General features: G+C 70.7%; 20 protein-coding genes and 2 pseudogenes. 16 read left to right on the top strand and 6 right to left on the bottom strand.

What is annotated here, in order from left to right; all coding sequences use genetic code 11:
* The first annotated feature begins 16 nt into the window (after nucleotides 1-16).
* The 9 genes from PCA76_RS19485 (at nucleotide 17) to PCA76_RS19445 (ending at nucleotide 14,945) form a co-directional block, all read left to right on the top strand.
* Nucleotides 17-1,954, top strand: a complete 1,938-nt coding sequence (locus PCA76_RS19485) for a Na+/H+ antiporter NhaA (protein WP_272611880.1) — start codon at nucleotides 17-19, stop codon at nucleotides 1,952-1,954.
* A gap of 204 nt (nucleotides 1,955-2,158) precedes the next feature.
* A complete protein-coding gene (locus PCA76_RS19480) occupies nucleotides 2,159-6,193 on the top strand; it encodes a discoidin domain-containing protein (protein WP_272611879.1) in 4,035 nt (1,344 codons plus the stop codon).
* 123 nt (nucleotides 6,194-6,316) lie between these two features.
* Entirely contained in the window at nucleotides 6,317-7,504 is a 1,188-nt protein-coding gene (locus PCA76_RS19475) for an MFS transporter (RefSeq protein ID WP_272611878.1), read from the top strand.
* Between the two features lie 125 nt (nucleotides 7,505-7,629).
* Nucleotides 7,630-9,306 (top strand): ABC transporter substrate-binding protein, encoded by a 1,677-nt coding sequence (locus PCA76_RS19470; protein WP_272611877.1) that lies wholly within the window; start codon nucleotides 7,630-7,632, stop codon nucleotides 9,304-9,306.
* A gap of 6 nt (nucleotides 9,307-9,312) precedes the next feature.
* Nucleotides 9,313-10,269 carry an ABC transporter permease gene (locus tag PCA76_RS19465; RefSeq protein ID WP_272611876.1) on the top strand — a complete coding sequence of 319 codons (957 nt, stop codon included), beginning with the start codon at nucleotides 9,313-9,315 and terminating at the stop codon, nucleotides 10,267-10,269.
* Nucleotides 10,266-11,150 carry an ABC transporter permease gene (locus PCA76_RS19460; RefSeq protein WP_272611875.1) on the top strand — a complete coding sequence of 295 codons (885 nt, stop codon included), beginning with the start codon at nucleotides 10,266-10,268 and terminating at the stop codon, nucleotides 11,148-11,150. Before PCA76_RS19465 ends, PCA76_RS19460 begins: the two co-directional genes overlap by 4 nt.
* Nucleotides 11,147-12,160 (top strand): ABC transporter ATP-binding protein, encoded by a 1,014-nt coding sequence (locus PCA76_RS19455; protein ID WP_272611874.1) that lies wholly within the window; start codon nucleotides 11,147-11,149, stop codon nucleotides 12,158-12,160. The genes PCA76_RS19460 and PCA76_RS19455 overlap by 4 nt, the downstream gene beginning before the upstream one ends.
* On the top strand, nucleotides 12,157-13,158 hold the full coding sequence (locus PCA76_RS19450) for an ABC transporter ATP-binding protein (protein ID WP_272611873.1): 1,002 nt from the start codon (nucleotides 12,157-12,159) through the stop codon (nucleotides 13,156-13,158). Before PCA76_RS19455 ends, PCA76_RS19450 begins: the two co-directional genes overlap by 4 nt.
* Nucleotides 13,155-14,945 (top strand): gamma-glutamyltransferase family protein, encoded by a 1,791-nt coding sequence (locus PCA76_RS19445; RefSeq protein ID WP_272611872.1) that lies wholly within the window; start codon nucleotides 13,155-13,157, stop codon nucleotides 14,943-14,945. The genes PCA76_RS19450 and PCA76_RS19445 overlap by 4 nt, the downstream gene beginning before the upstream one ends.
* Here the strand turns inward: PCA76_RS19445 and PCA76_RS19440 are convergent.
* A complete protein-coding gene (locus PCA76_RS19440; protein WP_272611871.1) occupies nucleotides 14,942-15,622 on the bottom strand; it encodes a GntR family transcriptional regulator in 681 nt (226 codons plus the stop codon). The genes PCA76_RS19445 and PCA76_RS19440 overlap by 4 nt on opposite strands.
* A 70-nt stretch (nucleotides 15,623-15,692) precedes the next feature.
* Here PCA76_RS19440 and PCA76_RS19435 point away from each other — a divergent pair, with 70 nt between their 5' ends.
* Nucleotides 15,693-16,409 (top strand): YoaK family protein, encoded by a 717-nt coding sequence (locus PCA76_RS19435; protein WP_272611870.1) that lies wholly within the window; start codon nucleotides 15,693-15,695, stop codon nucleotides 16,407-16,409.
* A gap of 3 nt (nucleotides 16,410-16,412) precedes the next feature.
* On the opposite strand, the gene PCA76_RS19430 is transcribed toward PCA76_RS19435, so the two are convergent.
* The 4 genes from PCA76_RS19430 to PCA76_RS19415 are packed head-to-tail and all read right to left on the bottom strand — an operon-like array spanning nucleotide 16,413 to nucleotide 19,654.
* A complete protein-coding gene (locus PCA76_RS19430; protein ID WP_272611869.1) occupies nucleotides 16,413-17,039 on the bottom strand; it encodes a response regulator transcription factor in 627 nt (208 codons plus the stop codon).
* Entirely contained in the window at nucleotides 17,036-18,277 is a 1,242-nt protein-coding gene (locus tag PCA76_RS19425) for a sensor histidine kinase (RefSeq protein WP_272611868.1), read from the bottom strand. Before PCA76_RS19425 ends, PCA76_RS19430 begins: the two co-directional genes overlap by 4 nt.
* Before the next feature lie 4 nt (nucleotides 18,278-18,281).
* The gene (locus PCA76_RS19420; protein ID WP_272611867.1) at nucleotides 18,282-18,728 is read right to left on the bottom strand and encodes an ABA4-like family protein; all 447 of its coding nucleotides are present in this window, start codon (nucleotides 18,726-18,728) and stop codon (nucleotides 18,282-18,284) included.
* Nucleotides 18,725-19,654 (bottom strand): hypothetical protein, encoded by a 930-nt coding sequence (locus tag PCA76_RS19415; protein WP_272611866.1) that lies wholly within the window; start codon nucleotides 19,652-19,654, stop codon nucleotides 18,725-18,727. Before PCA76_RS19415 ends, PCA76_RS19420 begins: the two co-directional genes overlap by 4 nt.
* 166 nt (nucleotides 19,655-19,820) lie before the next feature.
* Between PCA76_RS19415 and PCA76_RS19410 the strand changes: the two genes are divergently transcribed.
* Both PCA76_RS19410 and PCA76_RS19405 read left to right on the top strand, forming a co-directional pair.
* Entirely contained in the window at nucleotides 19,821-20,570 is a 750-nt protein-coding gene (locus PCA76_RS19410) for a glyoxalase (RefSeq protein WP_272611865.1), read from the top strand.
* 134 nt (nucleotides 20,571-20,704) lie between these two features.
* Nucleotides 20,705-20,812 (top strand): annotated as a pseudogene (locus tag PCA76_RS19405) (type I methionyl aminopeptidase); the annotation flags it as partial.
* 14 nt (nucleotides 20,813-20,826) lie between these two features.
* Here the strand turns inward: PCA76_RS19405 and PCA76_RS19400 are convergent.
* Nucleotides 20,827-21,171 carry a DUF1330 domain-containing protein gene (locus PCA76_RS19400; protein WP_272611864.1) on the bottom strand — a complete coding sequence of 115 codons (345 nt, stop codon included), beginning with the start codon at nucleotides 21,169-21,171 and terminating at the stop codon, nucleotides 20,827-20,829.
* 114 nt (nucleotides 21,172-21,285) lie between these two features.
* Between PCA76_RS19400 and PCA76_RS19395 the strand changes: the two genes are divergently transcribed.
* The 4 genes and pseudogenes from PCA76_RS19395 to PCA76_RS19380 all read left to right on the top strand — a co-directional run bounded on the left by PCA76_RS19395 (nucleotide 21,286) and on the right by PCA76_RS19380 (nucleotide 25,707).
* Entirely contained in the window at nucleotides 21,286-22,098 is an 813-nt protein-coding gene (locus tag PCA76_RS19395) for a helix-turn-helix domain-containing protein (protein WP_272611863.1), read from the top strand.
* A gap of 180 nt (nucleotides 22,099-22,278) precedes the next feature.
* A pseudogene (locus PCA76_RS19390) lies at nucleotides 22,279-22,971 on the top strand (CDP-alcohol phosphatidyltransferase family protein); the annotation flags it as partial.
* Between the two features lie 237 nt (nucleotides 22,972-23,208).
* Nucleotides 23,209-24,867, top strand: a complete 1,659-nt coding sequence (locus PCA76_RS19385; protein ID WP_272611862.1) for a sulfatase-like hydrolase/transferase — start codon at nucleotides 23,209-23,211, stop codon at nucleotides 24,865-24,867.
* Nucleotides 24,868-24,912: 45 nt separating this feature from the next.
* Nucleotides 24,913-25,707: an FkbM family methyltransferase gene (locus PCA76_RS19380; protein WP_272611861.1), complete on the top strand. Its 795-nt coding sequence runs from the start codon at nucleotides 24,913-24,915 to the stop codon at nucleotides 25,705-25,707.
* The last annotated feature ends 35 nt before the right edge of the window (nucleotides 25,708-25,742 follow it).

The following is a 25,742-nucleotide window of genomic DNA, read 5'->3' as shown; positions in this document are numbered from 1 at the left end:
AACGAAGATTGTCCCCGTGACGAGCAACAACCCGCGCCCGGGATGGTCCGCGCGGACCACCTGGGGAGGCCGGTTCAACGCTCCGCTGCGCTCGTTCCTGCGCACCGAGACCGGCGGTGCGCGCGTGGTGCTGGTCGCCGCGGTGGCGGCTCTCGTGTGGGCCAACCTGCACGTGTCGTCGTACGAGTCGGTCTGGAACACCCCCCTCTCGATCCAGCTCGGCGACTGGCCCGTGTCACACGACCTGCGTACCTGGGTCAACAGCGGCCTGATGACGTTCTTCTTCCTGGTCGCGGGGCTGGAGCTGCGCCGCGAATTCGACATCGGCGAGCTGCGGGAACGGCGTCGGCTGGCGTTGCCGATGCTGGCCGGGCTCGGCGGCATGATCCTGCCGATCGGGATCTATCTCGCGATCAACGCCGGACGCACCACCGCCGCGGGCTGGGGCGTGGTGATGGCCACGGACACGGCGCTCGCGCTCGGCGCGCTGGCCGTCTTCGGGCCGCGTTTCTCGGATCGGCTGCGGGGTTTCCTGCTGACGGTCTCCGTCGTCGACGACCTGGTCGCGATCGCGGTGCTGGCGATCGCGTACCCGGAACATCCTGCGCCGACCGCGCTGCTCGTCGCGGCGGGGATCTTCGGCGTCGTCCTGCTCGTCCGGGCGCGGGGCGTGCGGTTCGGGCCGGTTTATGCGCTGCTGGGGGTGGCGGCCTGGGTCGCGGTTTCGGAGTCCGGTGTCGACCCGGTCGTGGTGGGCCTGGTGATGGGGTTGCTGACCTACGCCTACGCCCCCGGCCGCAGCGAACTGCAGCGGGCGAGCGACCAGTTCCGCCTCTTCCGGGAACAGCCCACCCCACAGCTCGCCCGTTCGGCCCATGCCGGGCTCACCTCGGCGCTGTCGCCGAACGAGCGGTTGCAGACCCTCTACCATCCGTTGGCGAGCTACGTGGTCGTGCCGCTCTTCGCGCTGGCGAACGTCGGGATCGTGATCAACGGCGAGCTCCTGGCCAGGGCCGTGACGTCGCCGGTCACGCTCGGCGTCGTGGCGGCGTACGTCGTCGGCAAGCCGGCCGCAATCCTGGCCGTCTCGTGGCTGGTCGCGCGGCTGAGCGGCAACCGGTTCCGGCCACCGGTCGGCTGGCTCGCCGTCGCCGGGGTGGGCGCGGTCTCCGGCATCGGGTTCACCGTCGCCCTGCTGATCGCCAACCATGCGCTGCACGGCCCGGCGCTGGAGGAGGCGAAGCTCGGCATCCTCGTCGCGACGGTTGGTGCCTCCGTCGTCACCTGGTTGGTGTTCCGCTCTGCCGCCCGGCTCTCGCCGGCGCGGCGTGCGCGCGCGCTCCTGGGCGTCGCCGAGGGGATCGTCGACCTGATGCTTCCGGTCGATTCGGAGCGCGACCACGTGCGCGGGTCGAGCGAAGCGCCGGTGACGGTGGTGGAATACGGCGACTTCGAATGCCCCTACTGCGGGCAGGCCGAGCCGGTGGTCCGGGAACTGCGGGCCGCCTTCGCCAACGTCCGGTACGTCTGGCGGCACCTGCCTCTGACGGACGTCCACCCGAACGCCCAACTCGCCGCTGAGGCAGCCGAGGCGGCGGGCGAGCAGGGCGCGTTCTGGGAAATGCACGACCTGCTTCTCGCGCACCAGGACGCACTCAACCCCGACGATGTGCTCGGATACGCCGAACAGCTCGGGTTGAACCTCGATCGGTTCCGGGAGCACATGGTCAAGCGAATGGGCGTCGACCGGATCGCCGAGGACGTCGACTCGGCCGATCTCAGCGGCGTCACCGGGACGCCGACCTTCTTCATCAACGGCCGGCGCCACCACGGCGCGTACGACATGGTCGCGCTCTCGGCGGCGGTGCAGGCGGCGTTCGCCAGCGCGGAGCTTCGCCCCGAGTACCACCGCCGGGAACCCGGGCACGACGAGGGCGGATCGGCGGCCGGCTGACCGCGGGAGCGGGTCGCCGCCCGACCAGGCTGCCGGTGTCGGCCACCGGGTTAGTTGACGGGGAGACCAGGACTCCCTGGTGCCGCACCGTGTTCGTGGAATCACGACGGACGCCGGCCCTTGACTCAGGTGAAACATGGGGCCACCATCTGACAACGTTGTCAGCGACCTTCATCTGACAACGTTGTCAGATCTGGAGGCAAGATGTCCGAGCTTTCGCCCGTATCGCGGCGTACCTTCCTCTCCGCCGGAGCCACTCTGCTGGCGTCGGTCGGGGTTGCCGCGGTCCTACCGGACGCCGTCGCAGCCGCCGCTCCGGCGACGCCGACCGCCACCCCGCCGGCCACCGACCTTGCCCGGTACCGCCCGGTGGCGGTCTCCTCGACCGACTACGCGCCGACGGCCGCCACCTTCGCCGTGGATGGTCTGCCGCAGGTCGGTGTTCGGGGGAGTGGCTGGCGAGCAGCCAACAACGATCCACAGTGGATCTCGGTGGACCTGCAGGCTCCGTGCCGCATCGAGGCCGTCACCCTGGTCTTCGAGGCCACGCTCACCGACGGGCCGTTCGACGGCAACTACACCGACACCGACGGCGACGAGATCCTCTCCAGCGCTGCCACGGCGTACCGGATCGAGGTCTCCACCGACGGCCGCGACTGGCGGTCGGTGTACGAGACCACCGAGGGGCAGGGCGGCGTGCAGGCCGTCAAGCTGCCGCAGCCGGTCACCGCGCGGTGGATCCGTATGACGGCCACGAAGCGCTCGAACAGCAACCCGGTGGGCCTCAACGGCTTCCAGGTCTACGGCGTCGCCCTGGCGGGCCGGCCGAAGGCCGAGGGCTGGACCAGCTGGGAGGGCAGCAACACCGGCCCGACACCCCAGCTCACGGTGGCCGCCGACGGTACGGTGCCGCTGGAGTCGGGCTGGTCGCTGACGATGGACGACTTCGCCGGCACCGCCGACGGCGCCGAACTCTCCCGGGCTGGCGTCGACGTCCGGTCCTGGCTGCCGGCGACGGTGCCCGGCACCGTGCTGGGCACCCTGGTCGACCAGGGCCACCTGCCCGACCCGGTGGCCGGCTTCAACAACATGCGCATCCCGGAGGCGCTGTCCCGGCACACGTGGTGGTACCGGCGTGCGCTGCGGCTGCCGCGCGAGCTGGACGGCTCCGCCGGTCGCCGGATCTGGCTCGAGTTCGACGGCATCAACCACGAGGCCACCGCCTGGGTCAACGGCGTGCAGGTCGGCAGCGTCAAGCACCCGTTCGCGCGGGCGGCCTTCGACATCACCGACGCCCTCGCCGGTCACCGGGGCGAGCACGTCCTCGCCGTCCGGGTCACCCCGATGCCGCACCCGGGCACCCCCGGCGACAAGGGCACCGACGGTCGTACCTTCCTCCAGTCGGCCCACCACTACCTCGACGCGCCGACCTACCTGGCGGTGTCCGGGTGGGACTGGATGCCCGCTGTCCGCGACCGGGTCACCGGCCTGTGGGACCACGTCCGCCTGCGCAGCACCGGCGCGGTGGTCGTCGGCGATCCGCACGTCCAGACCACGCTTCCCGACCTGCCCGGCACCGACACCGCCGAGGTCACCATCAGGGTGCCGGTACGCAACGCGGCGACCACCGCCAGCACGGTCACCGTGCGGGCGGAGTTCGACAAGGTGCGGGTCGAGTCCACGGTGACCGTCCCCGCGGGCGGGAGCACCACGGTCACCTTCGCGCCGGAGCGCTTCCGCGCGCTGCGCCTGCACAACCCCCGGCTGTGGTGGCCCAACGGCTACGGCGACCCCCACCTGTACGACCTCACGCTCACCGCCACCGTCAAGCGGTCGGTCAGCGACCGACGTCAGCTCCGCTTCGGTATCCGGGAGTTCGCCTACGACTGGCACCAGCCGATCGTGATCTCGCCGCCCGGCAAGCCTCCGCTGGAGTTCGTCGACGGCGCCGCGACCCAGACCGTCACGTTCGACCGGCAGCACACGCGGCACGTGCGCATCCAGGCCGGCCAGCGCGCCACCGGCTGGGGCATCTCGATGTTCGCGTTGTCGGTGGCCGACGGCACCGGCCCGGATCTGGCCCTGCGTCGGGACGCGACCGCGTCGTCGTCGGAGAACGACACCAACGGGCCCGGCAAGGCCGTCGACGGTGACCCCGCGACGCGCTGGGCCTCGCAGGCCGAGGACAACCAGTGGATCCAGGTCGACCTGGGCACGGCCGTCGACTTCGACCGGGTCACCATCGTGTGGGAGCAGGCGTACGCGCTCGACTACCGCATCCAGGTCTCCGCCGACGGGGACGCCTGGAGCGACGCGACGGCGGTCAGCAACGACACCCCGCTCGGCAGCCGTGCCACCCAGGTCGAGACGTTCGCGAGCCAGACCGCGCAGCACCTGCGGATCCAGACCGGCGCGCGGGTGACCTCGTGGGGCGTGTCCATGTGGGCGCTCTCCGTGCAGCGGCAGGCCGAGCCGGGCGTCGACCTGGCCCTGCACGCCACCGCCACCGCCTCGTCGTCCGACAGCGACTCGAACGGCCCGGACCGGGCCGTCGACGGTAACCCACGGACCCGGTGGTCCTCGAAGTTCGAGGACAACCAGTGGATCCAGGTCGACCTCGGCAAGCCGGTCAGCTTCGACCAGGTCACGATCGTCTGGGAGCAGGCGTACGCCCGTGACTTCGTCATCCAGGTCTCGGACGACGGGCAGCGGTGGACCGACGTCAGGTCGGTCAGCAACGCCGTCACCCAGCTCAAGATCAGCGTCAATGGCGTGCCGGTGTTCGCCCGGGGCGGCAACTGGGGCTGGGACGAGCTGCTGCGCCGGGTGCTGCCGGACCGGCTGGCCGACACGGTCGAGATGCACCGCGACATGAACTTCACCATGATCCGCAACTGGCTCGGCAGCAGCAACCGCGAGGAGCTGTACCAGGCCTGCGACGAGCAGGGCATCCTGGTGTGGAACGACTTCTGGCAGGCGGGCGCGTTCCTGCCCAACCCGCCCGGCTACGTGGACATCGCCGCCGACACGATCCGGCGGTTCCGCCACCACCCGAGCATCGTGGTGTGGTGCGGCGCGAACGAGGGTGACCCGCCGCCGATCGTGGACGCCGGGCTCAAGCAGGCCGCGGCCACCGAGCACCCGGAGATCCTCTACATCCCCAACTCGGCCGGCGGCATCGTCAGTGGCCACGGCCCGTACCACTGGGTGGAGCCGGAGACCTACAACAACAGGAACACGTACGACACCGGTGCGTTCGGCTTCCACACCGAGATCGGCATGCCGGTGGTGTCCGTGGTCGAGAGCATGCGCAACCTCGTCGGTGACGCGCCGGAGTGGCCGATCGGCGAGGTGTGGAACTACCACGACTGGTCGACCATCGGTAACCAACGGGTCGGCACGTACCAGGCGGCGATCGACGCGCGGCTCGGCGAGTCCGACTCGCTCGACGAGTTCGCCACCCGGGCGCAGTTCGTCAACTACGAGAGCCACCGCGCCATGTTCGAGGCGTGGAACGCCAACCTGTGGCAGGACGCCACCGGCCTGCTGCTGTGGATGTCGCACCCGGCGTGGCACAGCACGGTCTGGCAGACCTACGACTACGACCTCGACGTGAACGGCGCCTACTACGGCGCCCGCAAGGGGTGCGAGCCGCTGCACGTCCAGGCCGACCCGGGCACCTGGCAGGTCCGGGTGGTCAACCACAGCGCTGCGGCGCTGGCCGGCGTCACGGTCACCGCCCGACGCTACGACCTGAGCGGCCGGTTGTTGGGCACACCCCAGCGTCAGCGGGTGGACGTGGCCCGTTCGGCCACCACGCCGGTCTTTCCGCTCGCCGCGCCGGACGGTGGCGGCCTGCACCTGGTCCGGCTGGAGCTGCGGGACAGCCGCGACCGGTTGCTCACGGAGAACACCTACTGGCGGTACGACAAGGCCGAGCAGATGCGGGCGCTCAACGACGTTCCGAGCACCCGACTCTCGACGTCGTCGAGCACCGTGCGCGTCGTGGACGGCCGGAACACCGTCACCACGACGGTCCGCAACCAGGGCCGTACGGTCGCCGCCCTGGTTCGGCTGGCCGTGCGCGACCAGCGCGGTAACCGGGTCCTTCCGGTCCGCTACGACGACAACTACTTCTGGCTGCTGCCGGGGGAGACCCGTCAGGTGGTGATCTCCTGGCCGGCGCGTTCGGGCCTCGCCCGCCAGGTCACGGTGACGGCGCAGGCGTACAACTCCTAGGAGTACGCGGTGGGAGGCGGTTCGCCGAGAGCCGCTTCCCACCGCGACCCGCGCGCCACCTGATGCGGGCGTTTAGGTCCGTTTACCGCACCTCAGATCAGGACCGAGACCCAAGCTGTACGAGTGACACGGTCCAGTTCCACGTCCGGCGCGGTGCGGGTCGCGTTCGCCTTCTGGATCACGCTCGTGGGCACCACCGTGCCGACCCCGCTCTACCCGCTCTACGAGATGGAGTTCGGCTTCTCGTCGTTGACCGTGACCGTGGTCTACGCGTTGTACGCGCTGGGCGTGGTCGTCGGGCTGCTGGTCTTCGGTCGGCTCTCCGACCAGATCGGCCGGCGTCCGGTCATCCTCGCGGCGTTGCTCCTCTCCGTCGCCGCGGACGCTGTCTTCCTGGCTGCCGTGGACCTGGCGATGATCGTGGTGGGTCGGATCCTCGCCGGGTTCTCCGCCGCGCTGATCATCGGCGCGGCTACCGCGGCGCTGGCAGAGTTGATCAGCCCGCGGCATCCGAAACGAGCCGCCACCGTGTCGATCTTCGCGAACCTCGGTGGTCTCGCCACCGGCACTCTGCTGGCCGGGATCGTGTCGGACGTGGCGCCCGACCCGCTTCGCCTGCCCTGGGCCATCGTGCTGGTCCTGGCGGTGATCGCGATCATCGCGCTGCGCGGCGTACCGGAGACGGTGCGGGAGCGCTCGCCGGTGACCCTACGAGTGCAACGGTTGTACGTGCCGGCGGACATTCGCGGCGCCTTCGTCCGCTCCGCGATCACCGGCGGGGCGGGCTTCGCCGCTCTCGGGGTGCTCACGTCGGTGAGCGGGTTGTTCCTCGGCATGGTCCTGCACGAGACCTCTCACACACGGGCCGCGCTGGTGGTCTTCGTGGCCTTCGCCGGTGCCGCGTTCGGTCAGTTGCTGACCCGCGTCCTGGCCTCGCGCGCCGCGCTGGCCAGCGCCTGCGCCGGCCTGATCGTGGGGGCCGGCCTGCTCGCGTTCAGCATGTGGATGGCGCTGCTGGCGACGCTGATGATCAGCGCGGCGATCATCGGGGTGGCGTCCGGGGTCGCGGTCGGCGACGGCATCGCGACGATCACGATGAAGACCGCGCCGCAGCACCAGGCCGAGGCCGTGTCGACCTTCTTCGCCATCCTGTTCGCCATGCTCGGCGTGCCCGCGGTCGGGGTCGGCCTGCTGATTCAGACGATCGGGCTGCGTCCCGCTGGCGAGATCTTCAGCGCGGTGGTGGCGGTGCTCGCTCTGGTCGTCCTGCTCAGCCTCTTCCGGGGCAGTCGGGCGCGGCCCGCCGGCTGATCCTGGGCCGGGTTCGCCCATGGTGCAGGCCTGCGCGGGGTGCCTCGAGAGTCATTCGTGGAGGTCTTGCGGCGGTCATCGTATACAACATACGCTCCCCGAATCGCCCACTCGAGGAGCTCTCCATGACGAACCTCTCCGTCAGCGAAACGAGCCCGCTTCGCCGCCGTGTACTCCGGGCCGCCGTGGCGGCGGCCGCTGCTGTCTGCACGGTCGTTGCCTGCTCACCGGTGTCGAACGGCGGTAGCGGCGACCAACCCGGCGACAACCAGTCGGCCGGGCAAGATTCCTTCGGTACGCCGGCGGACCCCGCCGCCGTCAAGCAGGGCGGCAAACTGGTCATCGCCCTCTCCGCAGAGCCCGACGCGCTGGACCCGACGCTGTCGAGGAGCCTCTACTCCCGCTATGTCTTCCAGGCGATGTGCCAGAAGCTCTACGACGTCAACGAACAGGCGCAGGTCGTACCGCAGCTCGCGACCGCCCTGCCCACCACGAGCAGCGACGGCCGGACGGTGACCATTGCGCTGCGTCAGGGCGTGCGCTTCGCGGACGGGACGGCGTTCGACTCGGCCGCGGTGAAGGCCACCCTGCAGCGACACCTCACCAACGCCCGGTCCGCGCGCAAGAGCGAACTCGGTCCCATCGACGGCGTCGACACCCCTGACGCGCAGACCGTCGTCCTCCGCCTGAAGCAGCCGTTCGCGCCCCTGCTCGGTGCCCTCGCCGACCGGGCCGGCATGGTCATGAGCGCCAAGGCGTTGCAGAGCCTCGGCGACGACTTCGCCTCGGCGCCGGTCTGCGTCGGCCCGTTCAAGTTCGCCAAGCGGGTGCCGCAGAACTCGATCGACGTCGTGAAGGACCCGAACTACTACGAGGCGAACAAGGTCCACCTCGAGGCCATCTCGTGGCGAATCCTCAGCGACGCGAGCATCCGCGCCGCCAACCTGCGCTCCGGCGACGCGCAGGTCGCCGACAGCGTCTCCACCCAGGACGTCGGCTCCCTGCGGCAGGACGCCTCGCTCTCCGTCCTGCAGTCGCAGTCCCTCGGCTACCAGGGCCTCACCATCAACATCGGCAACGTGGACGGTGTCGGCACCGCACCCAAGCCGATCAACCGCCCTCTCGCGCAGAACGCCAAGGTGCGGCAGGCCTTCGAGCACGCCATCGACCGCAAGGCCCTGGTCGGCGCCGTCTTCAACGGCGTCCACACCGCTGCCTGCTCACCCATCTCGCCCGCGAGCCCGTTCTCGTCCCCCGAGGCGCAGAACTGCCCGGCGCACGACCCCGCCAAGGCCAAGCAGTTGCTGGCCGAGGCGGGCGTGCAGACGCCGTACGCGGTCACGATGCTCGCGTCGAACACGCCCGACACGCTGCGCCTCGCGCAGGCGCTGCAGTCCATGGTCAAGGACGGCGGATTCGAACTGAAGATCAACCCCGTGGAGTACTCGTCGCTCCTCGACGAGCAGGACCGCGGCAACTTCGAGCTGCTGCAGCTGGGCTGGAGCGGACGGATCGACCCGGACGCCAACATCACGAACTTCGTCGGCACCGGGGCCAGCCAGAACGTCTCGGGCTACAGCAACCCCCAGCTCGACACCCTGCTGACCCAGGCCCGCCAGGCCGGCGACGTCGAGGAGCGCAAGAAGCTGTACGGGCAGGCGGTCGCGCTGCTCCAGCAGGACGACGCGCTGATCTACCTCTACCGGCAGCGGAACCTGACCGCCGTCAGCAAGCAGATCCAGGGCTTGCAGGTGTTCCCGGACGGCGTGATCCGCGCGGCCTTCGCCGGTTTCACCAAGTAGGGCGCCGTGGCCCGGTATCTCCTCACCCGCGCCTGGCAGTCGGCGCTGACCCTGCTGTTGTCGACGATCGTGGTGTTCTTCGGTGTCCGGGCGCTCCCCGGTGATCCGGCCCTCGCGCTGGCGGGGGAGGACCGGTCACCGGAGGCGCTGGAGGCCATTCGTCACCACTACGGGCTGGACCAGCCGCTGCCACTGCAGTTCGCGCAGTACGTGGAGCGCATGGCGCAGGGCGACTTCGGAGTGTCGATCCGTACCGGAACACCGGTCTCGTCGATGCTCACGACGGCCCTGCCGGTCACCGTCGAACTCGCCGTCCTGGCCATCCTCATCGCCACGGCGCTCGGCGTCGGCGCCGGGGTGCTCGCGGCCGTGCGCCGCGGGCGCCCCGCGGAGTGGTTGGCCAACGGCCTGGCCCTGATCGGCCTGTCGGTGCCGCACTTCTGGCTCGGGCTGCTCGCGATCCTCTACCTGTCCGTGGCGACCGGGCTGTTCCCCGCCTCCGGCTTCGTGCCGATCCTGGAGGATCCGGTGGACAACCTGCACCACATCGTCCTGCCGGCGGTGATCCTCGGGACCGGCCTCGCCGCCATCATCATGCGGCAGACCCGGTCGGCCATGCTGGACTCGCTCTCCTCCGACTACGTGCGTACGGCGAAGGCGAAGGGTCTGCGACCGCGCGCTGTCATCACCCGGCACGCCCTGCGGAACAGCCTCATCGTGGTGGTGACCGTCGTGGGCCTCCAACTCGGCGGCCTGATCTCGGGCGCGGTCGTCACCGAGCAGATCTTCGGGCTGCCGGGCTTCGGCAAGATGACCATCGACGCGGTGTTCCAACGGGACTACCCGGTGATCCAGGCCGTCGTCCTGCTCACCGCGACGGCCTACATTGTGATCAACTTCTTCGTGGATCTGCTCTACTCGGTCATTGATCCACGGATCCGGGTGACGGGAGATCCGGCATGACCGTCCTCACCGTACCGATGGCGGAGACCGGCGTCAGCATCACCCGGCGAACACGCGTGCTGCGGCGGTTGCGCCGCAACCCGCTCGCCGTCGTGAGCTTCGTCGTGCTCGCGCTGGCGGCCGTCATCGCGCTGCTCTCGCCGTGGATCTCGCCCTACTCCGTCGACCAGACCGACTTCGCCCGTACGTTCGCACCTCCCGGCACCCCCGGGCACGTGCTCGGCACCGACGACCTCGGTCGGGACGTCCTCTCCCGCATCATGCTCGGTGCGCGGGCGTCGTTGCAGGTGGGGCTCCTGGCGGTGGCGACCTCCCTGGTCATCGGGGTGCCACTCGGGCTCGCGGCCGGTTACTTCCGGGCGTGGGACGCCGTGATCTCGCGCTTCACCGACCTGCTGCTGGCGTTCCCGTTCCTGATCATGGCGGTGGGGCTGGCGGCCATCCGGGGAGCCAGCCTCGGCAACGCCGCGGTGGCCATCGGCATCGCCCAGATCCCCGGGGTGATCCGGGTCGTCCGCTCGGACACGCTGCGCCTCAAGTCGCTGGACTTCGTCGCGGCAGCCGTCGTGGACGGGGCGAGTGACCTGTGGGTGCTGGCCCGGCACATCCTGCCGAACGCGACGTCGGTGATCCTGGTGCAGGCCACGGTCGCGATCCCGGCCGCGATCCTCGGCGAGGCGGTGCTGTCGTTCCTCGGCCTCGGCATCCAGCCACCGGCGCCCAGTCTGGGCACCATGTTGGCCACCGCCCAGCAGTTCGCTGCCCGGGCACCGTGGGCCGCGGTCCTCCCCGGCGTCGTGATCATGGGTCTGGCACTGGCGTTCAACGTCTTCGGTGATGCCCTCCGCGACGCCCTCGACCCGAAGGGAGACCGGCGATGACCACTGTCGAACGGGACGCCCCAGTCTTGGCGATACGCGATCTCTCGGTGTCCTTTCCGACCGAGACCGGCACCGTCTCGGCAGTCGACGGTGTCAGCCTGGATCTCGCACCCGGGGAGATCGTCGGGATGGTGGGCGAGTCCGGGTGCGGAAAGAGCGTCACCGCGATGAGCCTCGCCGGCCTGCTGCCTGGCAGCGCCCGGGTCTCCGGTTCGGTGCGCCTCAACGGCACCGAACTGGTCGGTGCCCGCGAGTCGGCGCTCCGCCGGATACGCGGCCAGGAGATCGCCTACATCTTCCAGGAGCCGATGACGTCCTTGAACCCGGTGCTCACCGTCGGGCGTCAGATCGGGGAGGTGCTTCAGGTCCACGAGCGGATGTCCCGACGGGCGGCGCGGGCTCGCGCCGTCGAGTTGCTGACGCTCGTCGGAATCCCGTCCGCGGCCCAACGGGTCGACACCTACCCGCACCAGCTCTCGGGCGGCATGCGCCAGCGCGTGATGATCGCGATGGCGGTGGCCTGCGGCCCGAAGGTGCTGGTGGCCGACGAGCCGACCACGGCACTGGACGTCACGGTCCAGGCCGGCATCCTCCAGGTGCTGCGGGACCTGCGTGACCGGCTCGGCACGAGCGTCCTCTTCATCACGCACGATCTCGGCGTGATCGCCGACATCGCGGACCGCGTCGTCGTCATGTACGCGGGGCGGGTGGTGGAGCGGGCACCGGTGGACGACCTGTTCGCGTACCCGCGACACCGTTACACGGCCGGGCTCCTGTCGGCGTCACCGCAGCCGGGCAGGCACGCCGGCACCGATCGGTTGACGGAGATCCCCGGGCTGGTGCCCGTCCTGTCGACCCAACCCGACGCGTGCACCTTCGCGGACCGCTGCCCGGCCGCCGACGCGCAGTGCCGCGACGCCGCCCCGCCCCTGGAAGGGGTCGGTGGCACGGACCACCTCGCGGCCTGTTGGCACCCCTGCTCCATGACATCCCAGGAGGCGAACCGATGACGCCGCAGCCGAACGCCCTGGAGATCGAGGACCTGGTGATGCACTTCGGCCCGGTACGCGCCGTGGACGGAGTGTCCCTGACGATCCCGAGAGGCCGGGTCACGGCCCTGGTGGGGGAGAGCGGTTCCGGGAAGTCGACCGTGGGCCGATGCGTGGTGCGGCTCGTCGAGCCGACCGCGGGGACGGTCCGGATCGCCGGCACGGACGTCACCCATCTGTCCCGACGGCGACTGCGCCCACACCGCAGCGCGGTGTCGATCGTCTTCCAGGACCCGGCCGCGTCACTGGACCCGCGCATGTTGGTGGGCGAGATCGTGGCCGAGCCTCTGCGGCTGGCCGGTAAGCGGATCTCACGGCGCGACCGGGACGCCCGCGTCGCTCCGCAACTCGAACGGGTGGGCCTGCGCGCCGAGGTGGCGCGTCGCTACCCCCACGAGCTGTCCGGTGGGCAACGCCAACGGGTCAGCATCGCCCGGGCGCTGATCTCCGAGCCCATGCTGCTCATCGCGGACGAACCCACCAGCGCACTCGACGTGTCCGTCCAGGCGTCGGTGCTCAACCTCCTCGCCGACCTGCAACGCGACATCGGGTTCGCCTGCCTCTTCATCACCCATGACCTGTCGGCGGTCGAGTACCTGGCCGACGACATCGCCGTGATGTACCTGGGCCAACTCGTCGAGAAGGGCTCCCGCGAGCGGATCTTCGCCCGGCCCGCCCACCCGTACACGCAGGCACTGCTCTCCGCCGCGCCGGTGGCGGACCCGGTGCGCCAACGGCAGCGTCAGCCGGTGCTGCTCGGCGACGACCTGCCGTCCGCACTCGACCCGCCGTCCGGCTGCCGGTTCCGTACCCGGTGCCCGCTCGCGTTCGACAGATGCGCGACGGAGGTGCCGGAGCAGACGGCGATCGGCGACGGCATGGCCGCGTGCCACCTGGTTCAGTCGGACGGCACCGGCCCCGACGTTCGCACCGCAGATCCGAGTGAGGTCCTGTCATGACGTTCACCACCCGACCCACGCTGCAGGGCACCTTCGGCATGGTGTCCTCGACGCACTGGCTCGCCAGCCAGGCGGCGATGGGCATCCTCGAACGCGGGGGCAACGCCTTCGACGCCGCCGTCACCGCCGGGTTCGTCCTGCACGTCGTCGAACCGCACCTGAACGGGCCGGGCGGCGAGGTGCCCGCCATCGTGGCCACCGCGCAGGACCCGAGGCCGAAGGTGCTGTGCGGGCAGGGGCCCGCGCCGGCCGGCGCCACCATCGCGCACTTCCGGTCCCTCGGGATGGACCTCATCCCGGGGGCCGGGCCGCTCGCGGCCGCCGTACCCGGTGCCGTGGACGCCTGGCTCCTGCTGCTGCGCGAGCACGGCACGCTCACCCTCGCCGAGGTGCTGGAGCCGGCGATCGGCTACGCCGGCGCCGGCCACCCGCTGGTCGGCCGGGTCGGTGACACCGTGGCCGCCGTGCGGTCGTTGTTCGAGGAACACTGGCCAACCTCCGCCGCGCTCTGGCTGCGCGGCGGCCGGCCACCGGCCGCCGGGGAGATGGTCACCAACCCGGCGTACGCGGGCACCCTGCGCCGGCTGGTCGAGGCGGGGCAGGCGGCCGGCGCCGACCGGGAGGCGCAGATCGAGGCCGCCCGTCGGGCCTGGAGCACGGGTTTCGTCGCCGACGCGATCGACCGGTTCAGCAGGAAACCGTTCCAGGACTCCAGCGGGCGTCCGAATGCCGGGCTCGTCACCGGCGACGACCTGGCCGCGTACTCGGCGACCTGGGAGGCGCCCGCCACCCTCGACTGGCACGGCTACTCGGTGGCGAAGACCGGGTTCTGGGGTCAGGGCCCGGTGCTGCTGGAGGCACTGGCCACCCTCGACGCGCTCGACGACCCCGGCGCGTACGACCCGGGGACCGCGACGGGCGTCCACGCCCAGGTCGAGGCACTCAAGCTCGCCTTCGCCGACCGGGAGGCCTGGTACGGCGACGACGCCGACGTGCCCGCCAAGGCGTTGCTCTCCCGGGATTACGCGCGGGAGCGGGCGGCCCTGATCGGCGATCACGCGTCGGCGGAACTGCGGCCGGGGCATCCCGACGGGGCGCAGCCACGCCTGCCGGCCCACGTCCGACCCGGTGCCGGGCGTCGCGCCGACCCGACGGATCCGACGACGGGGGAGCCGACGGTGCAGGCGGACGGGGTGACCCGTGGCGACACCTGCCACGTGGACGTGGTCGACCGCTGGGGCAACATGATCTCCGCGACCCCGAGTGGCGGCTGGTTGCAGAGCTCGCCCACGATTCCGGAGCTCGGCTTCCCGCTGGGCAGCCGGCTGCAGATGTTCTGGCTGGAGGAGGGGCTCGCCTCATCGCTGGCACCGGGCCGTCGGCCGCGTACGACGCTGAGCCCGACGATGGTGCACCGCGACGGGGTGCCGGTGCTGGCGTGCGGCACACCCGGCGGCGATCAGCAGGACCAGTGGCAGCTGCCGTTCCTGCTGCGGCATCTCGTCGGCGGTCAACCCCTGCAGGAGGCCATCGACGCGCCGGCGTGGCACACGGTCAGCCTGCCGGGGTCGTTCTATCCACGGGACATGGAACCCGGCGTCCTGGTGGTGGAGGACCGGCTCGACGAGGGTGTCCTGACCGCCCTGCGGGCGTACGGGCACGAGGTGCGGGTCGTCGACGGGTGGAGCCTCGGTCGGCTCTGCGCCGTGACCCGCGACCCGGCGACGGGCGTGCTCTCCGCCGGTGCGAACCCCCGGGGGATGCAGGGCTACGCGTGCGGCCGTTAGCGGGTGCCGTAGCCGCCCTCGGCGTTCTCGTAGGCGGCGGCGGATGCCGCGTCGAGGTGGTCGAGAGCGGCCCGCTCGGCGCGGTCACCGTCACCTGACTCGATGGCGTCGACGAGTTGGATGTGCTCGGCCCACGAGTGTGGTGCGCGTTCCGCCGCGCCGAGCCGGAAGACCCACTGGACATGGAGGTAGAGCGACTTGGCGATCGACGACAGCCAGGGGTTTCCACTGATCTGGAGGATGCGCAGGTGGAGTGCGCTGTTCAGCTCGGCGACCCGGGCCAGGTCCTGCCGCTGCGTCGCCTCGCGGCCCTGGTCGAGCAGGGCGCGCAGGGCCGCCACGTCCGCTGCGGTCGCCCGCTCGGCAGCCAGCCGGGCGGCCAGCGTCTCCAGGCGCTCGCGGACGGCGAACATGTCGGCGATCGTCCCGCTGCTCGGTGAGGCGACGACAGCTCCCCGGCGGGGGAGGATCACGACGAAGCCCTCCGCCTCCACGACGCGCAGAGCCTCCCGGACGGGGTTGCGGGAGACGCCAAAGTCCTCGGCCAGCCGGTCCTCGGTGAGCCGTTCTCCGGGAAGGTAGTCGCCGTCGATGATGGCGGTCCGCAGCGCGGCGAGGACCTGATCGCGTAACGGCAGGTGTTGCGCGCCGAGCTTGTCCCGTAGGTCTTCAGCCACCTGGTCGCCTCTCCGTGAACGTGTCCGGGACAAATGTATACGAAGAACAATCCCTGGAGGGTAGCCGACAGTGTCGAGCACAGTGCCCCACGTCATCCACCCCCACGTCGCAGCTCAGGAGGACCAGCACCTGCTGCGGCGACGACACGCGCTCGTCGTCGTACTCACCTTCCTGACCGGGAGTGCCGACGCCATCGGGTTCCTCTCCCTCGGCGGGGCCTTCGCCAGCGTCATGACCGGCAACATGGTCCTGCTCGGACTCTCGGCGGGCAGAGGTGACGGCGAGCTGGCCCTGACGTCGGGCTGCGCCATCATCAGCTTCATCGTCGGCGTCCTCGCGGGCGCTCGCGTCGTCGGCTCGGCGCAGCCGGACGATCCGGTCTGGCCACGGCGGGTCACCTGGGCGCTGGTCCTGGAGCTGCTGGTGTTCGTCGTGTTCCTCGTCGTCTGGGAGGTCACGTTTCGCGCCCCCGACGCACGTGTCCATCTCGCGCTGCTGATGCTGTCCGCGGCTGCGCTGGGCGTGCAGAGCAGTGCGATTCAACGGTTCGGCGTACCCGGCCTGTCCTCCACGTACCTGACCGGCACGCTCACGAGCCTGATCGCCGGCGTCGCCGCGCGCAGCCCATGGGCCGACCTGCGCCCCAAGGCTCAGGTGTTGCTGGGCCTCATGGTCGGCGCCGCGGTCGGCGCTCTGGTCGCCCTGCACCTGCCGGTCGTCGCCCCGGCGCTGTTGATCGTGCCTCTGGTGCTCGTCATCGCCGTGTCCGCGCGGATGAGGGCCTGACCGTCAGCCGCCGCGTTGGAACAGGGCGAGGCGTACCCGGTTGGGGCTGTCGGTCTTGGTCATCAGGCTGGTGATGTGGGTCTTGACCGTGGTGACCCCGATGTGGAGCCGGTCGGCGATCTCGGTGTTGGACAGGCCCTCGGCGACCAGGTGCAGCACGTCCTGCTCTCGGGCGGTCAGGCCCTGCACCGGTCGCGGTGTCTCGGAGCGGGCGTGCACCGCACGCTGCACGAGGCGTCGCAGCACCTCAGGGCTGAACGGGCTGTCACCGACGGCGGCCCGGCGGATGCCGTCCAGCAGCTCGGTCGGGGGCGCGTCCTTGAGCAGGAACCCGCAGGCGCCGGCCGTCAGCGCCGGGTAGAGGTGGTCGTCGTCGCCGAACGTGGTCAGCACCAGGATGCGGGTGGCGGGGCGTTCGGCGAGGATCCGGCTGGTCGCGGTGATCCCGTCGACACCGGGCATGCGCAGGTCCATGACGACGACATCGGGGAGGAGTCGCGCGGCGAGCGGGATCGCCTCGCGACCGTTGTCGGCCTCCCCGACGACCTCGATGTCGGGCTGGGCGTCACAGAGCATGCGCAGCCCGGCTCGGATGAGGTGCTGGTCGTCGACCAGCAGCACCCGGATCACGCCAGCTCCGGCGCGGGCGACCCGGCCGGGGCCTCGCGCTCACGGGGCACCGACAGGACCGGCGTCCCGACGGCGACGGCCGGGAGGACGGTACGTACCCGCCACCCGGTGCCGGTCGGGCCCGCCTCCAGCCGGCCGCCGAGCACCTCGACACGTTCGCGCATTCCGGTGATGCCGTGCCCGCCACCGGCCGGCATGCCCGCCGGCACCCCACCGCGCCCGTCGTCCGCGACCTCCCAGTGCACGGCCCCGTCGCGAACGGCGACCACGAGGCGCGCGAGCGCCGACGTCCCCGCGTGTCTGGCCACGTTGGTCAGCGCCTCCTGGGTCAGCCGCAGCACCGCCATGCCGCGCACCGCGTCGAGCGAACCGATCGCCGGGTCGAGGTCGGCCTCCACGGTGACGCCGGCCTGACGGGCCCGGTCGATCGCCGCGCCGATCGCCGCCGGCAGCGCCGAGGGCTCGATCGCGGTCAGCGCCGCGTCACCGCGTACCCCATTGGGGTTTCGCAGCACCGCGACCAGCTGGCGCAGCTCCGCCAGGGCCGCGGTGCCCGTGCCGTGCACGTCGTCGAACACCTCACCCACCCGGGGGTCCAGGTCGGTGAGCACGTGCCGGGCCACGCCGACCCGCAACACCATCGACGCCACGTGATGCGCGACGACGTCGTGCAGCTCGCGGGCGATGGCGCTGCGTTCGTCGGCGCGCGTCGCGCGGCTCTCCGACTCGCGCCGGCGCTGCTCGGCCACCGCCCGCTCCACGGCCTGCAGACTGAGCGCCCGGTTGGTGCGGATGACCAGCCCGAGCAGCACGGGAACGCCAACCTCCAGGGCCAACCCGACGACGCCGGAGGCGATCCTGCCAGGTGGGTCGCCGATCGAGTCGGTCAGGTCGACCATGGCCAGCAGCGCGGCGGACAGCCAGATGGTGGGTCCGGGACGTGCCCGCATGGTGACCTCGAGCAGAGCCCAACTCGCGCCCACCTGGTTGATCATGATGTCGTCGATCAGGCAGATCGCGACCGCCAGCAGTGCCGCCTGCGCCACCAGGTTGACCACCGGCCGGCGGTGCAACACCAGGGCGACCGCGAACGCGGCCACCGCGAGGATCCACTGTGTCACCGTCGGCTCGCGGCCGGCCTGGGTGCCGAAGAGCAGGTAGCCCACCCCGCTGAGGTCGAGCAGCAACGTCCGCACGAGCGTGTCCCGCGTGTCGAACAGTCGCCCTGCCCACCCCATCGGGTCAGCCTAGGTGCTGCGGCTCGACGGCACGAGCGCCGCGCCACCGGGGTCGCACGGCCAGGTAGGCCGCCAGGCCGAGCGGTCCGAGCAGGATGGTCAGCACCAGCACCGGAGCCATGACCAGCGCCGGCACCCCCCGTTCACGGCTGTCCAGCCACGCCCAGCGACCGACGAACAGATCGAACGCGATCATGTGCGCCCAACCGGCCGCCGCGCCGTCGGAGGTACCGAGCAGGTCGCGCACCCCGTCCAGGGTCGGCGACGTCACGGTCGGCAGCACCTCGCCGAACGCCGGGACCACCAGCAGGCCGTAGATCGCGACGACCGGCAGCACGATCAGCGGCGAGGAGATGATCCGGGCGGTCCACGACCAGCGCGGCAGCAGGATCATCAGCGCCCAGAACGGCGCGGCCACCGCGAACGTCAGGGTGAACAGCGTCGCGGTCATGCGGCCAGTGCCAGTTCCGGCCGGGTCCGGCGAGCCAGCACCGTCGCGGTGGCGGTCGTGGTCGCGACCACCAGGGCCGCGACGGCGGCCAGCGTGAGGGCGTCCGGGCGCAGCAGCGGCTGCCCGCGCAGGGCCTGCCAGGTCAACAACAGCGTGAGTACGCCGTACGCGCCACCCGCGACGACCAGCAGCCGGGCGCGGGTGTGCTCGTCCAGTCGGGTGCCGAGGAACCGGGTCAGCAGGATCGCCAGGATCGGCAGCGCCTGCAGGGCGTGCAGCCCCACGAAGTGCCCGATCCGGAGGTCCCCACCGGTGGTGCTCCAGCCGACCAGCGGCAGCCCGTCCCCGCCGTCGAGGACGCCGACACTGTGCGCCCCGCTGATCCCCTCGATCCCCGGCTCCTGCATGGGTAGCACCATAGGCACCGCCACGAGCATGCCCAGCAACGACAGACCGAGGCCCCACCCGACGGCGTACGCGGCGACCTTGTCCGGGATCCGCCGGATCAGCACCACGATCCCGACGACGAAGTGCGCGGCGAACAGCACCATGATCGCCGCACCCATCATCGAGAACAGGACGGCATTGAACGGCGTGGTGTCGTTGAAGTGGCTGGTCGTACCGCGGATGACCTGCCCGACGATCCACACCATCTCGATCGCCGCCATCGCGACGATGACCGTGGCCGCCCACTCCGCGACCCGGGCCCGGCGTGGCAGCAGGGAGAGCATCCAGGCAAGAGTGGTGCCGTACAGCACGAAGGACACCGCGAACTTGAACGGCTTGAGCCAGATCGGCGATCCGGTGAGGACGCGCGAGTCGACGACAATGCCGACCAGGGCGACGACGGCGAGCGCCGCCATCGCGAGCACGAGAACGATCAGTGGGCGGTGCCAGTGAGCCGCCCGGCGCAGAACGGTAGTCATGTCTGTAGATGTTGGTGCTCGTACCCGCCTCTCGCGTCCGACCGCGAGCCCCGGTTACGGCCGGCGGTCGGAGCGGGCCTCCTCCCTGGGTAGGAGGCGAAATGCCGCAGAAGGCGTCGCCGGTGCTGGCACAATGGCCGACCTGCCGACGGGACCGGGAGTGACCATGACGACCAATGAGGACCGTGTCCAGCCGAACGAGACCACCGTGCCGCTGTTGCCCTGCCCCGCACCGGCGGAGACCCTGGCGTTCTGGCGGGCGCTCGGGTTCGAGGTGACCTACGAGCAGCACAAGCCGTACGTGTACCTGGCCTTCCAGTGGAGCGGGTTCCAACTGCACTACGGCCCCGCGCCGAAAGACCTGGACCCCGCGAAGGAAGCGTCCGGTGGCTGCCTGGTGATGGTGGACGCGGTCGCGCCGTACCACGCGACGTTCACCGAGGCGATGCGCCGCGCTTACGGCAAGGTGCTGGTCAAGGGTCTGCCCCGGATGACCCGCTACCGTGCCGGGGCGTCGCGGTTCAGCATCGTCGACCCGTCGGGCAACACCATCACCTTCATCCAGCGCGACGAGCCGGAGGACCTGGAGTACGGCGGGTCGGCGGAGTTGCAGGGCCTGGCGCGGGTGCTCGACAACGCGCGCATCCTGCGTGAGTTCAAGTCCGACGACCGGGCGGCCTACCGGGCTCTCGACTCGGGGATGCGCCGCCGCGCCGACGACGCGCCGACGGTCGAACAGGCGATGGCGCTCGCCGGGCTGATCGAGCTGTCGGTCGCGCTGGAGAAGGCGGAGCGTGTGCCCGAGTGGGGCGCCCGTCTCCAGGCGCTGTCCCTGACCGAGCCGGAGCGTACGCAGGTGGAGCAGTACGTCGCCGACCCGGCCGTACTCGAACCGTGGCTGCCCGCACGGAGCTGATCATCCGACGGACCCTGCGACCGCATCGCTCAAGGGCGCAGACTGCCGTCATCGTCGAGGACAGCTTCTGCCAACCGCTCCGGGAACATTCGACGCACGCTCGGGGGGTATCCACTCCCGTCGCCGGGCTGCGTGACGCCGATGGCTGGACGCTGCGCAGCGTGACCGGCTGCCGGACGGCGCACAGCGAGCACACGATCGCCATCACCAACGACGGAGCCGACGTGCTCACCCTGCCGAAGCCCCGATCCCGACGTCAGGAACCGTCGGCCCGGCGGATCGCGGCAGCCATCTCCGCCGAGCTGTGGTTGGCGTCGACCCCCTCGACGAGGATCACGTCGCCGGCCAGGTGCCTCGTCCGCAACGGCTTGATCTCCTGGTACGCAGCTGACTGGTACCAGGAGCGGGCCCTGGTCGAGTCGGGAAACTCGATGACGACCAGATCGCCCGGCCAACTGCCTTCCAGCACCTCGACGGGCCCACCGTGGACGATGAACCGACCTTCGAAGGGCGCCAGGGTGGCATCGATGCGCTCCAGATATTCGAGCACCTCGGCATGGACAGGTGCCCTACGCAGATGAGCGAGCCCGTACGCGGTCATGATTCTCCGATCGTTGTGGATGCCTCCGTAAAGATGATCGCGAGCGCCGGTGCGCGTTGTCGATTACGTCGCAGGTAATGGGGCGTACCCCGGTGCGGTCGCTAGGGTCGGGGGGTGACGACCAGGACCAGGCCGGGCCGACCGGTGGGGGAACTGCTGCGCGACTGGCGTCGAACTCGCGGGATGAGCCAGCTCGACCTTTCGATCGAGGCGGGCGTGTCGGCCCGGCACCTGAGTTTCGTGGAGACCGGGCGATCCCGGCCGAGCCCGGACCTGATCCTGCGGCTGGCGGAGCGGCTCGACCTGCCCCTGGCCGAGCGCAACACGATGCTGCTCGCCGGCGGTTACGCCCCCGCCTACCCCCGCCACGAGCTGACCGACCCGGAACTCGCCCCGTTCCGGACCGCCGTACGGCAGATTATCGACGGGCACAGCCCGTACCCCGCAGTGCTCGTCGACCAGCACTGGCAGCTCGTCGAGGGCAACCCCGCAGTCGCCCTGTTCACCGCCGACGCGAAACCTCACCTGCTCACCCCACCGGTCAACGTGCTGCGGCTCAGCCTTCACCCCGACGGCATGGCCCCGCGAATTCTCAACCTCCCCGAGTGGCGGACCCACCTGCTCGCTCGATTGCGCCAGCAGGCCGCGACGACCAACGACCCGGTCCTGTCCGACCTGCTCGACGAGCTTCGCGGCTATCCCAGTGGCGACGACGTCGTGGCGCCGACCAGCGACGACCTGTCGCGTGTCGTCATCCCACTGCGCTACCGCCACGGCGACCGGGAGCTGACCTTCATCAGCACGACCACCCTCTTCGGCACCCCGCTGGACGTCACCGTCTCCGGGCTGGCCGTCGAGGCATTCTTTCCGGCCGACCCGGTGACCGCCGCCGCGCTCCACGCCCTCGGCGCGCCCGCGGCCGGCTGACCCCGTCGCGTCCGTGGTGCCGGTCAACTGCGACGAGCTGCGTTCACGGTGGACGATTAACCGACCACCGAAGGGGCACCTCCCTCCGTGACACCCTGCTGGGTGGCGTTCAGAATGAACCGATCGGTCATGTTTTCCGTGATGACGGTCAGGGTCACACACCAGAGTCACGGAGGCACGATGTCAACGGTTCGAACTGGTCCACTCGTCGGACTGATCGTGCAGATCGTCGTGCTGGCGGTGCTCGCGGAGACAGTCGGTCTGGGCGCGGCGGGATGGTTGGCGGGGCTGGCCTACGGAGCGGGCCTGTGCGTCCTGCTCAGCCGGGGGTTATCCCGGTCGGCCGCACCTGGTCTGAGCCCGGCCGACCGGGTGACCCTGAGCCGGGCGATCCTCGTCGGCGGCGTGACGGCCCTGGCAGCGGATTCGTTCACCCGGCCGGCGCCGGTTGCGTTGATGGTCACCCTCACCACCGTGGCGCTGGTCCTCGACGCGGTGGACGGCTACACGGCCCGACGCACCGGGACGACCAGCGAGCTCGGCGCGCGCTTCGACATGGAGATCGACTCGTTCCTGGTGCTGGTGCTGTGCCTCCATGTGGCCCCCTCGGTGGGCGGCTGGGTGCTCGCGATCGGCGCAATGCGGTACGTCTTCGTCGCCGCGAGCTGGGTGCTGGGATGGATGCGCGGGTCGCTGCCGCCGCGCTACTGGCGCAAGGTCGTCGCGGCGATCCAGGGCGTGGTGCTGACGGTGGCGATGGGTGACGCGCTGCCCGGGCCGCTGACGACCGCCATGCTGGTGGTGTCACTGGCGCTGCTCATCGAGTCGTTCGGGCGCGACGTCACCTGGCTGTGGACGACCCGGCACCTCCGTTTCGTCTACCCGAGCGGTCAGGCGAGCCACAGCGCCGGCTCCCCGCTGGGCGGGCTGAGCGCAGGGAAGACGGATGTGCTGCCCTGGCAGCCACGCCCGAAGGTCGCCGCGGCCCGGAGCGGGAGCGCCCGAGTCTGAGCCGGCCCGCATTCCGCACCCGTCAGCGATCATGGAAGGATGCCCGGGTTGTCGCTCTGGACACGAGTACGTCAGCTGCCGAGCCAGGGACGGAAGGCGATGAGGGGCGAACTCCCCGGCGTTACCGCCGACGACGGCACCGACGCCGAGGGTCGGCCGAAGCCCTCCATCGGGGCCCGGCTGACGACCGTCCTGGCCGTCGTGTTCGCGCTGCTCGTGCTCACCGCGCCGTACGACTTCGGCCGCCTCACCCCGGGGGCGTTCGTGCGGATCCCCCTGGAGGCACTGCTGGTCGTCGCACTGCTGGTGGCTCTGCCGTCGCGCGGGAGCCGGCTGGTCGCGACGCTCGTCGGCGTGGCCCTCGGCCTGCTCGGCCTGCTGAAGCTGCTCGATCTGGGGTTCTCCGCGTCGCTCAGCCGGGCGTTCGACCCGGTGCTCGACTGGGCGTTGCTCGACGACGCGTTCGCCTTCCTCAGCGAGTCGTACGGCCGGCCCGGCGCTATCGGCACCGCAATCGTCCTGGCGGTGGTGGCTGTCGGCCTGCCCGTCCTGGTCACGCTGTCGGTGCGGCGATCGAGGCGGTTGGTGATCCGGCACCGCACCGGCACCACCCGGATCGTGGCGGCGCTGGTGGTCCTCTGGGTGGTGTGCGCCGCGTTCAACGTGCGGGTGAGCCCGGGTGTGCCGGTTGCCGACACGTCCGCGACGACCCTGGTGAACGGTCACGGATTCCAGGTGCGCCTGCGTCTCAACGACCGCAAGACGTTCTCGACCCTGGTCGGGGCCGACAGGTTCCGCGACGTTCCCGACGACCAACTACTGACCGCGTTGCGGGGCAAGAACGTCGTCATCTCGTTCGTGGAGAGCTACGGCCGGGACGCCGTCGAGGACCCGGAGTTCGCCCCCCAGGTCGGTGCGGTCCTCGACGGCGGCACCAGCCGGCTGAACGCGGCGGGCTTCGCCGCGCAGAGCGGCTTCCTCACCTCGCCGACGTTCGGCGGCGGCAGTTGGCTCGCCCACGCCACGCTGCTCTCGGGTCTCTGGATCGACAACGACCAGCGTCACCGCACCCTGCTGGCGAGCGACCGGATGACCCTCAACGGTGCCTTCCGGCGGGCGAACTGGGAGACCGTGGGTGTGATGCCCGCCGTCACCAGGGCCTGGCCGGAGGGTTCCTTCTTTGGCTACGACCGGTTCTACGACGCCAGGACGCTCGCCTACCGGGGCCCCAAGTTCAGCTTCGGCACCATGCCCGACCAGTACACCCTGGCCAGTTGGCAGCGCCTGGAGCAGGCGAAGCGCGACGGCAAGCCCGTGATGACGGAACTCGCGTTGGTGTCCAGCCATGCGCCCTGGACGCCCGTTCCACGGCTGATCGACTGGACCACCATCGGCGACGGGGCGATCTTCCGTGGCACCGCCGGCGAGGAGGATGAGCGACGGCGCACCACCGCCCAGATTCGGGCCGACTACCGACAGTCCATCCAGTACACGCTGAGCACGCTCATCTCCTACGTGGAAACCTACGGCGACGACGATCTCGTGCTCATCGTGCTCGGAGATCACCAGCCCGCGGCGGTCGTCACCGGCGAGAACGCCAGTCACGACGTCCCGATCACGATCATCACCCGGGACCGGGCGGTACTGGACCGCATCTCCGGGTGGGGCTGGCAGGACGGGCTCAAGCCCGGCCCCCAGGCCCCGGTCTTCCGGATGGACACCTTCCGGGACCGGTTCCTGACCGCCTTCGGGCCATAACCACGGCCCACCCCGCGCCCCTCTCACGGACGGGAAAACAGACAGATGACGGTTTCCATCGGCACCAGGATCGCGGCGCTCAGGACCGATCCGGCCATGTCCCTCCTGCACCGGTCGTTGGATGTCTACTACGGCGACGCCGAGCGCGACGCGAGGATGGACGCCTTCTATTCCCGGTTCGTCACGAGTGGGGATCTCGTCTTCGACATCGGCTCCCACGTGGGTGACCACATCGGCAGCTTCCGCCGCCTCGGGGCCCGGGTCATTGCCGTGGAACCGCAGCCGCTGTGCCTCCGCGCCCTGCGGGCGATCTACGCCGACGACGACCAGGTGACCCTGGTCGGAGCGGCATGCGGCGCGGCCGCCGGGAGCACACGGTTGCACGTCAACTCCGCCAACCCCACCGTGTCGACCGCCTCGTCCGACTTCGTGCTGGCGGCGCACGGCGCGGGCGGTTGGGAGGGCGAGGTGTGGGACGCGGACATCGAGGTTCCGGTGGTCACGTTCGACGCACTGATCCACGAGTACGGCGTACCGAGCTTCGCCAAGATCGACGTGGAGGGTTTCGAGGACGAGGTGCTCGCCGGCCTGAGCCGCCCGCTGCCGGTCCTCTCATTCGAGTTCACCACGATCGCGCGCGCGGTTGCCTACCGGTGTCTCGACCGCCTGACCGCGCTCGGCTTCGACGGCTTCGACGTCGCGCTGGGCGACATCAAGTCGATGACGTTCCAGCGCTGGGTTCCCGCCAACGACATGGCAGCGCACCTCCTCGAACTGCCACACCAGACAAACTCCGGCGACGTGTACTGCGTGTCCCGCAATGGGGTGGCCACCACCTGATCGGCTGCTGGCGGCATGGTCGCTCGGCGGGGATG

The organism is Micromonospora sp. LH3U1 (genome assembly GCF_028475105.1).
In the GTDB taxonomy this organism is placed as follows: domain Bacteria; phylum Actinomycetota; class Actinomycetes; order Mycobacteriales; family Micromonosporaceae; genus Micromonospora.
Note: the sequence above shows the minus strand (reverse complement) of the source record. Positions and strands in the feature narration are given on the sequence as shown.

Coding starts and splice junctions, on each gene's coding strand:
- PCA76_RS19480 (WP_272611879.1), top strand. CDS start 2,159: ATGTCCGAGCTTTCGCCCGTATCGCGGCGTACCTTCCTCTCCGCCGGA.
- PCA76_RS19470 (WP_272611877.1), top strand. CDS start 7,630: ATGACGAACCTCTCCGTCAGCGAAACGAGCCCGCTTCGCCGCCGTGTA.
- PCA76_RS19460 (WP_272611875.1), top strand. CDS start 10,266: ATGACCGTCCTCACCGTACCGATGGCGGAGACCGGCGTCAGCATCACC.
- PCA76_RS19455 (WP_272611874.1), top strand. CDS start 11,147: ATGACCACTGTCGAACGGGACGCCCCAGTCTTGGCGATACGCGATCTC.
- PCA76_RS19450 (WP_272611873.1), top strand. CDS start 12,157: ATGACGCCGCAGCCGAACGCCCTGGAGATCGAGGACCTGGTGATGCAC.
- PCA76_RS19445 (WP_272611872.1), top strand. CDS start 13,155: ATGACGTTCACCACCCGACCCACGCTGCAGGGCACCTTCGGCATGGTG.
- PCA76_RS19425 (WP_272611868.1), bottom strand. CDS start 18,277: ATGGGGTGGGCAGGGCGACTGTTCGACACGCGGGACACGCTCGTGCGG.
- PCA76_RS19420 (WP_272611867.1), bottom strand. CDS start 18,728: ATGACCGCGACGCTGTTCACCCTGACGTTCGCGGTGGCCGCGCCGTTC.
- PCA76_RS19415 (WP_272611866.1), bottom strand. CDS start 19,654: ATGACTACCGTTCTGCGCCGGGCGGCTCACTGGCACCGCCCACTGATC.
- PCA76_RS19410 (WP_272611865.1), top strand. CDS start 19,821: ATGACGACCAATGAGGACCGTGTCCAGCCGAACGAGACCACCGTGCCG.
- PCA76_RS19400 (WP_272611864.1), bottom strand. CDS start 21,171: ATGACCGCGTACGGGCTCGCTCATCTGCGTAGGGCACCTGTCCATGCC.
- PCA76_RS19385 (WP_272611862.1), top strand. CDS start 23,209: ATGAGGGGCGAACTCCCCGGCGTTACCGCCGACGACGGCACCGACGCC.
- PCA76_RS19380 (WP_272611861.1), top strand. CDS start 24,913: ATGACGGTTTCCATCGGCACCAGGATCGCGGCGCTCAGGACCGATCCG.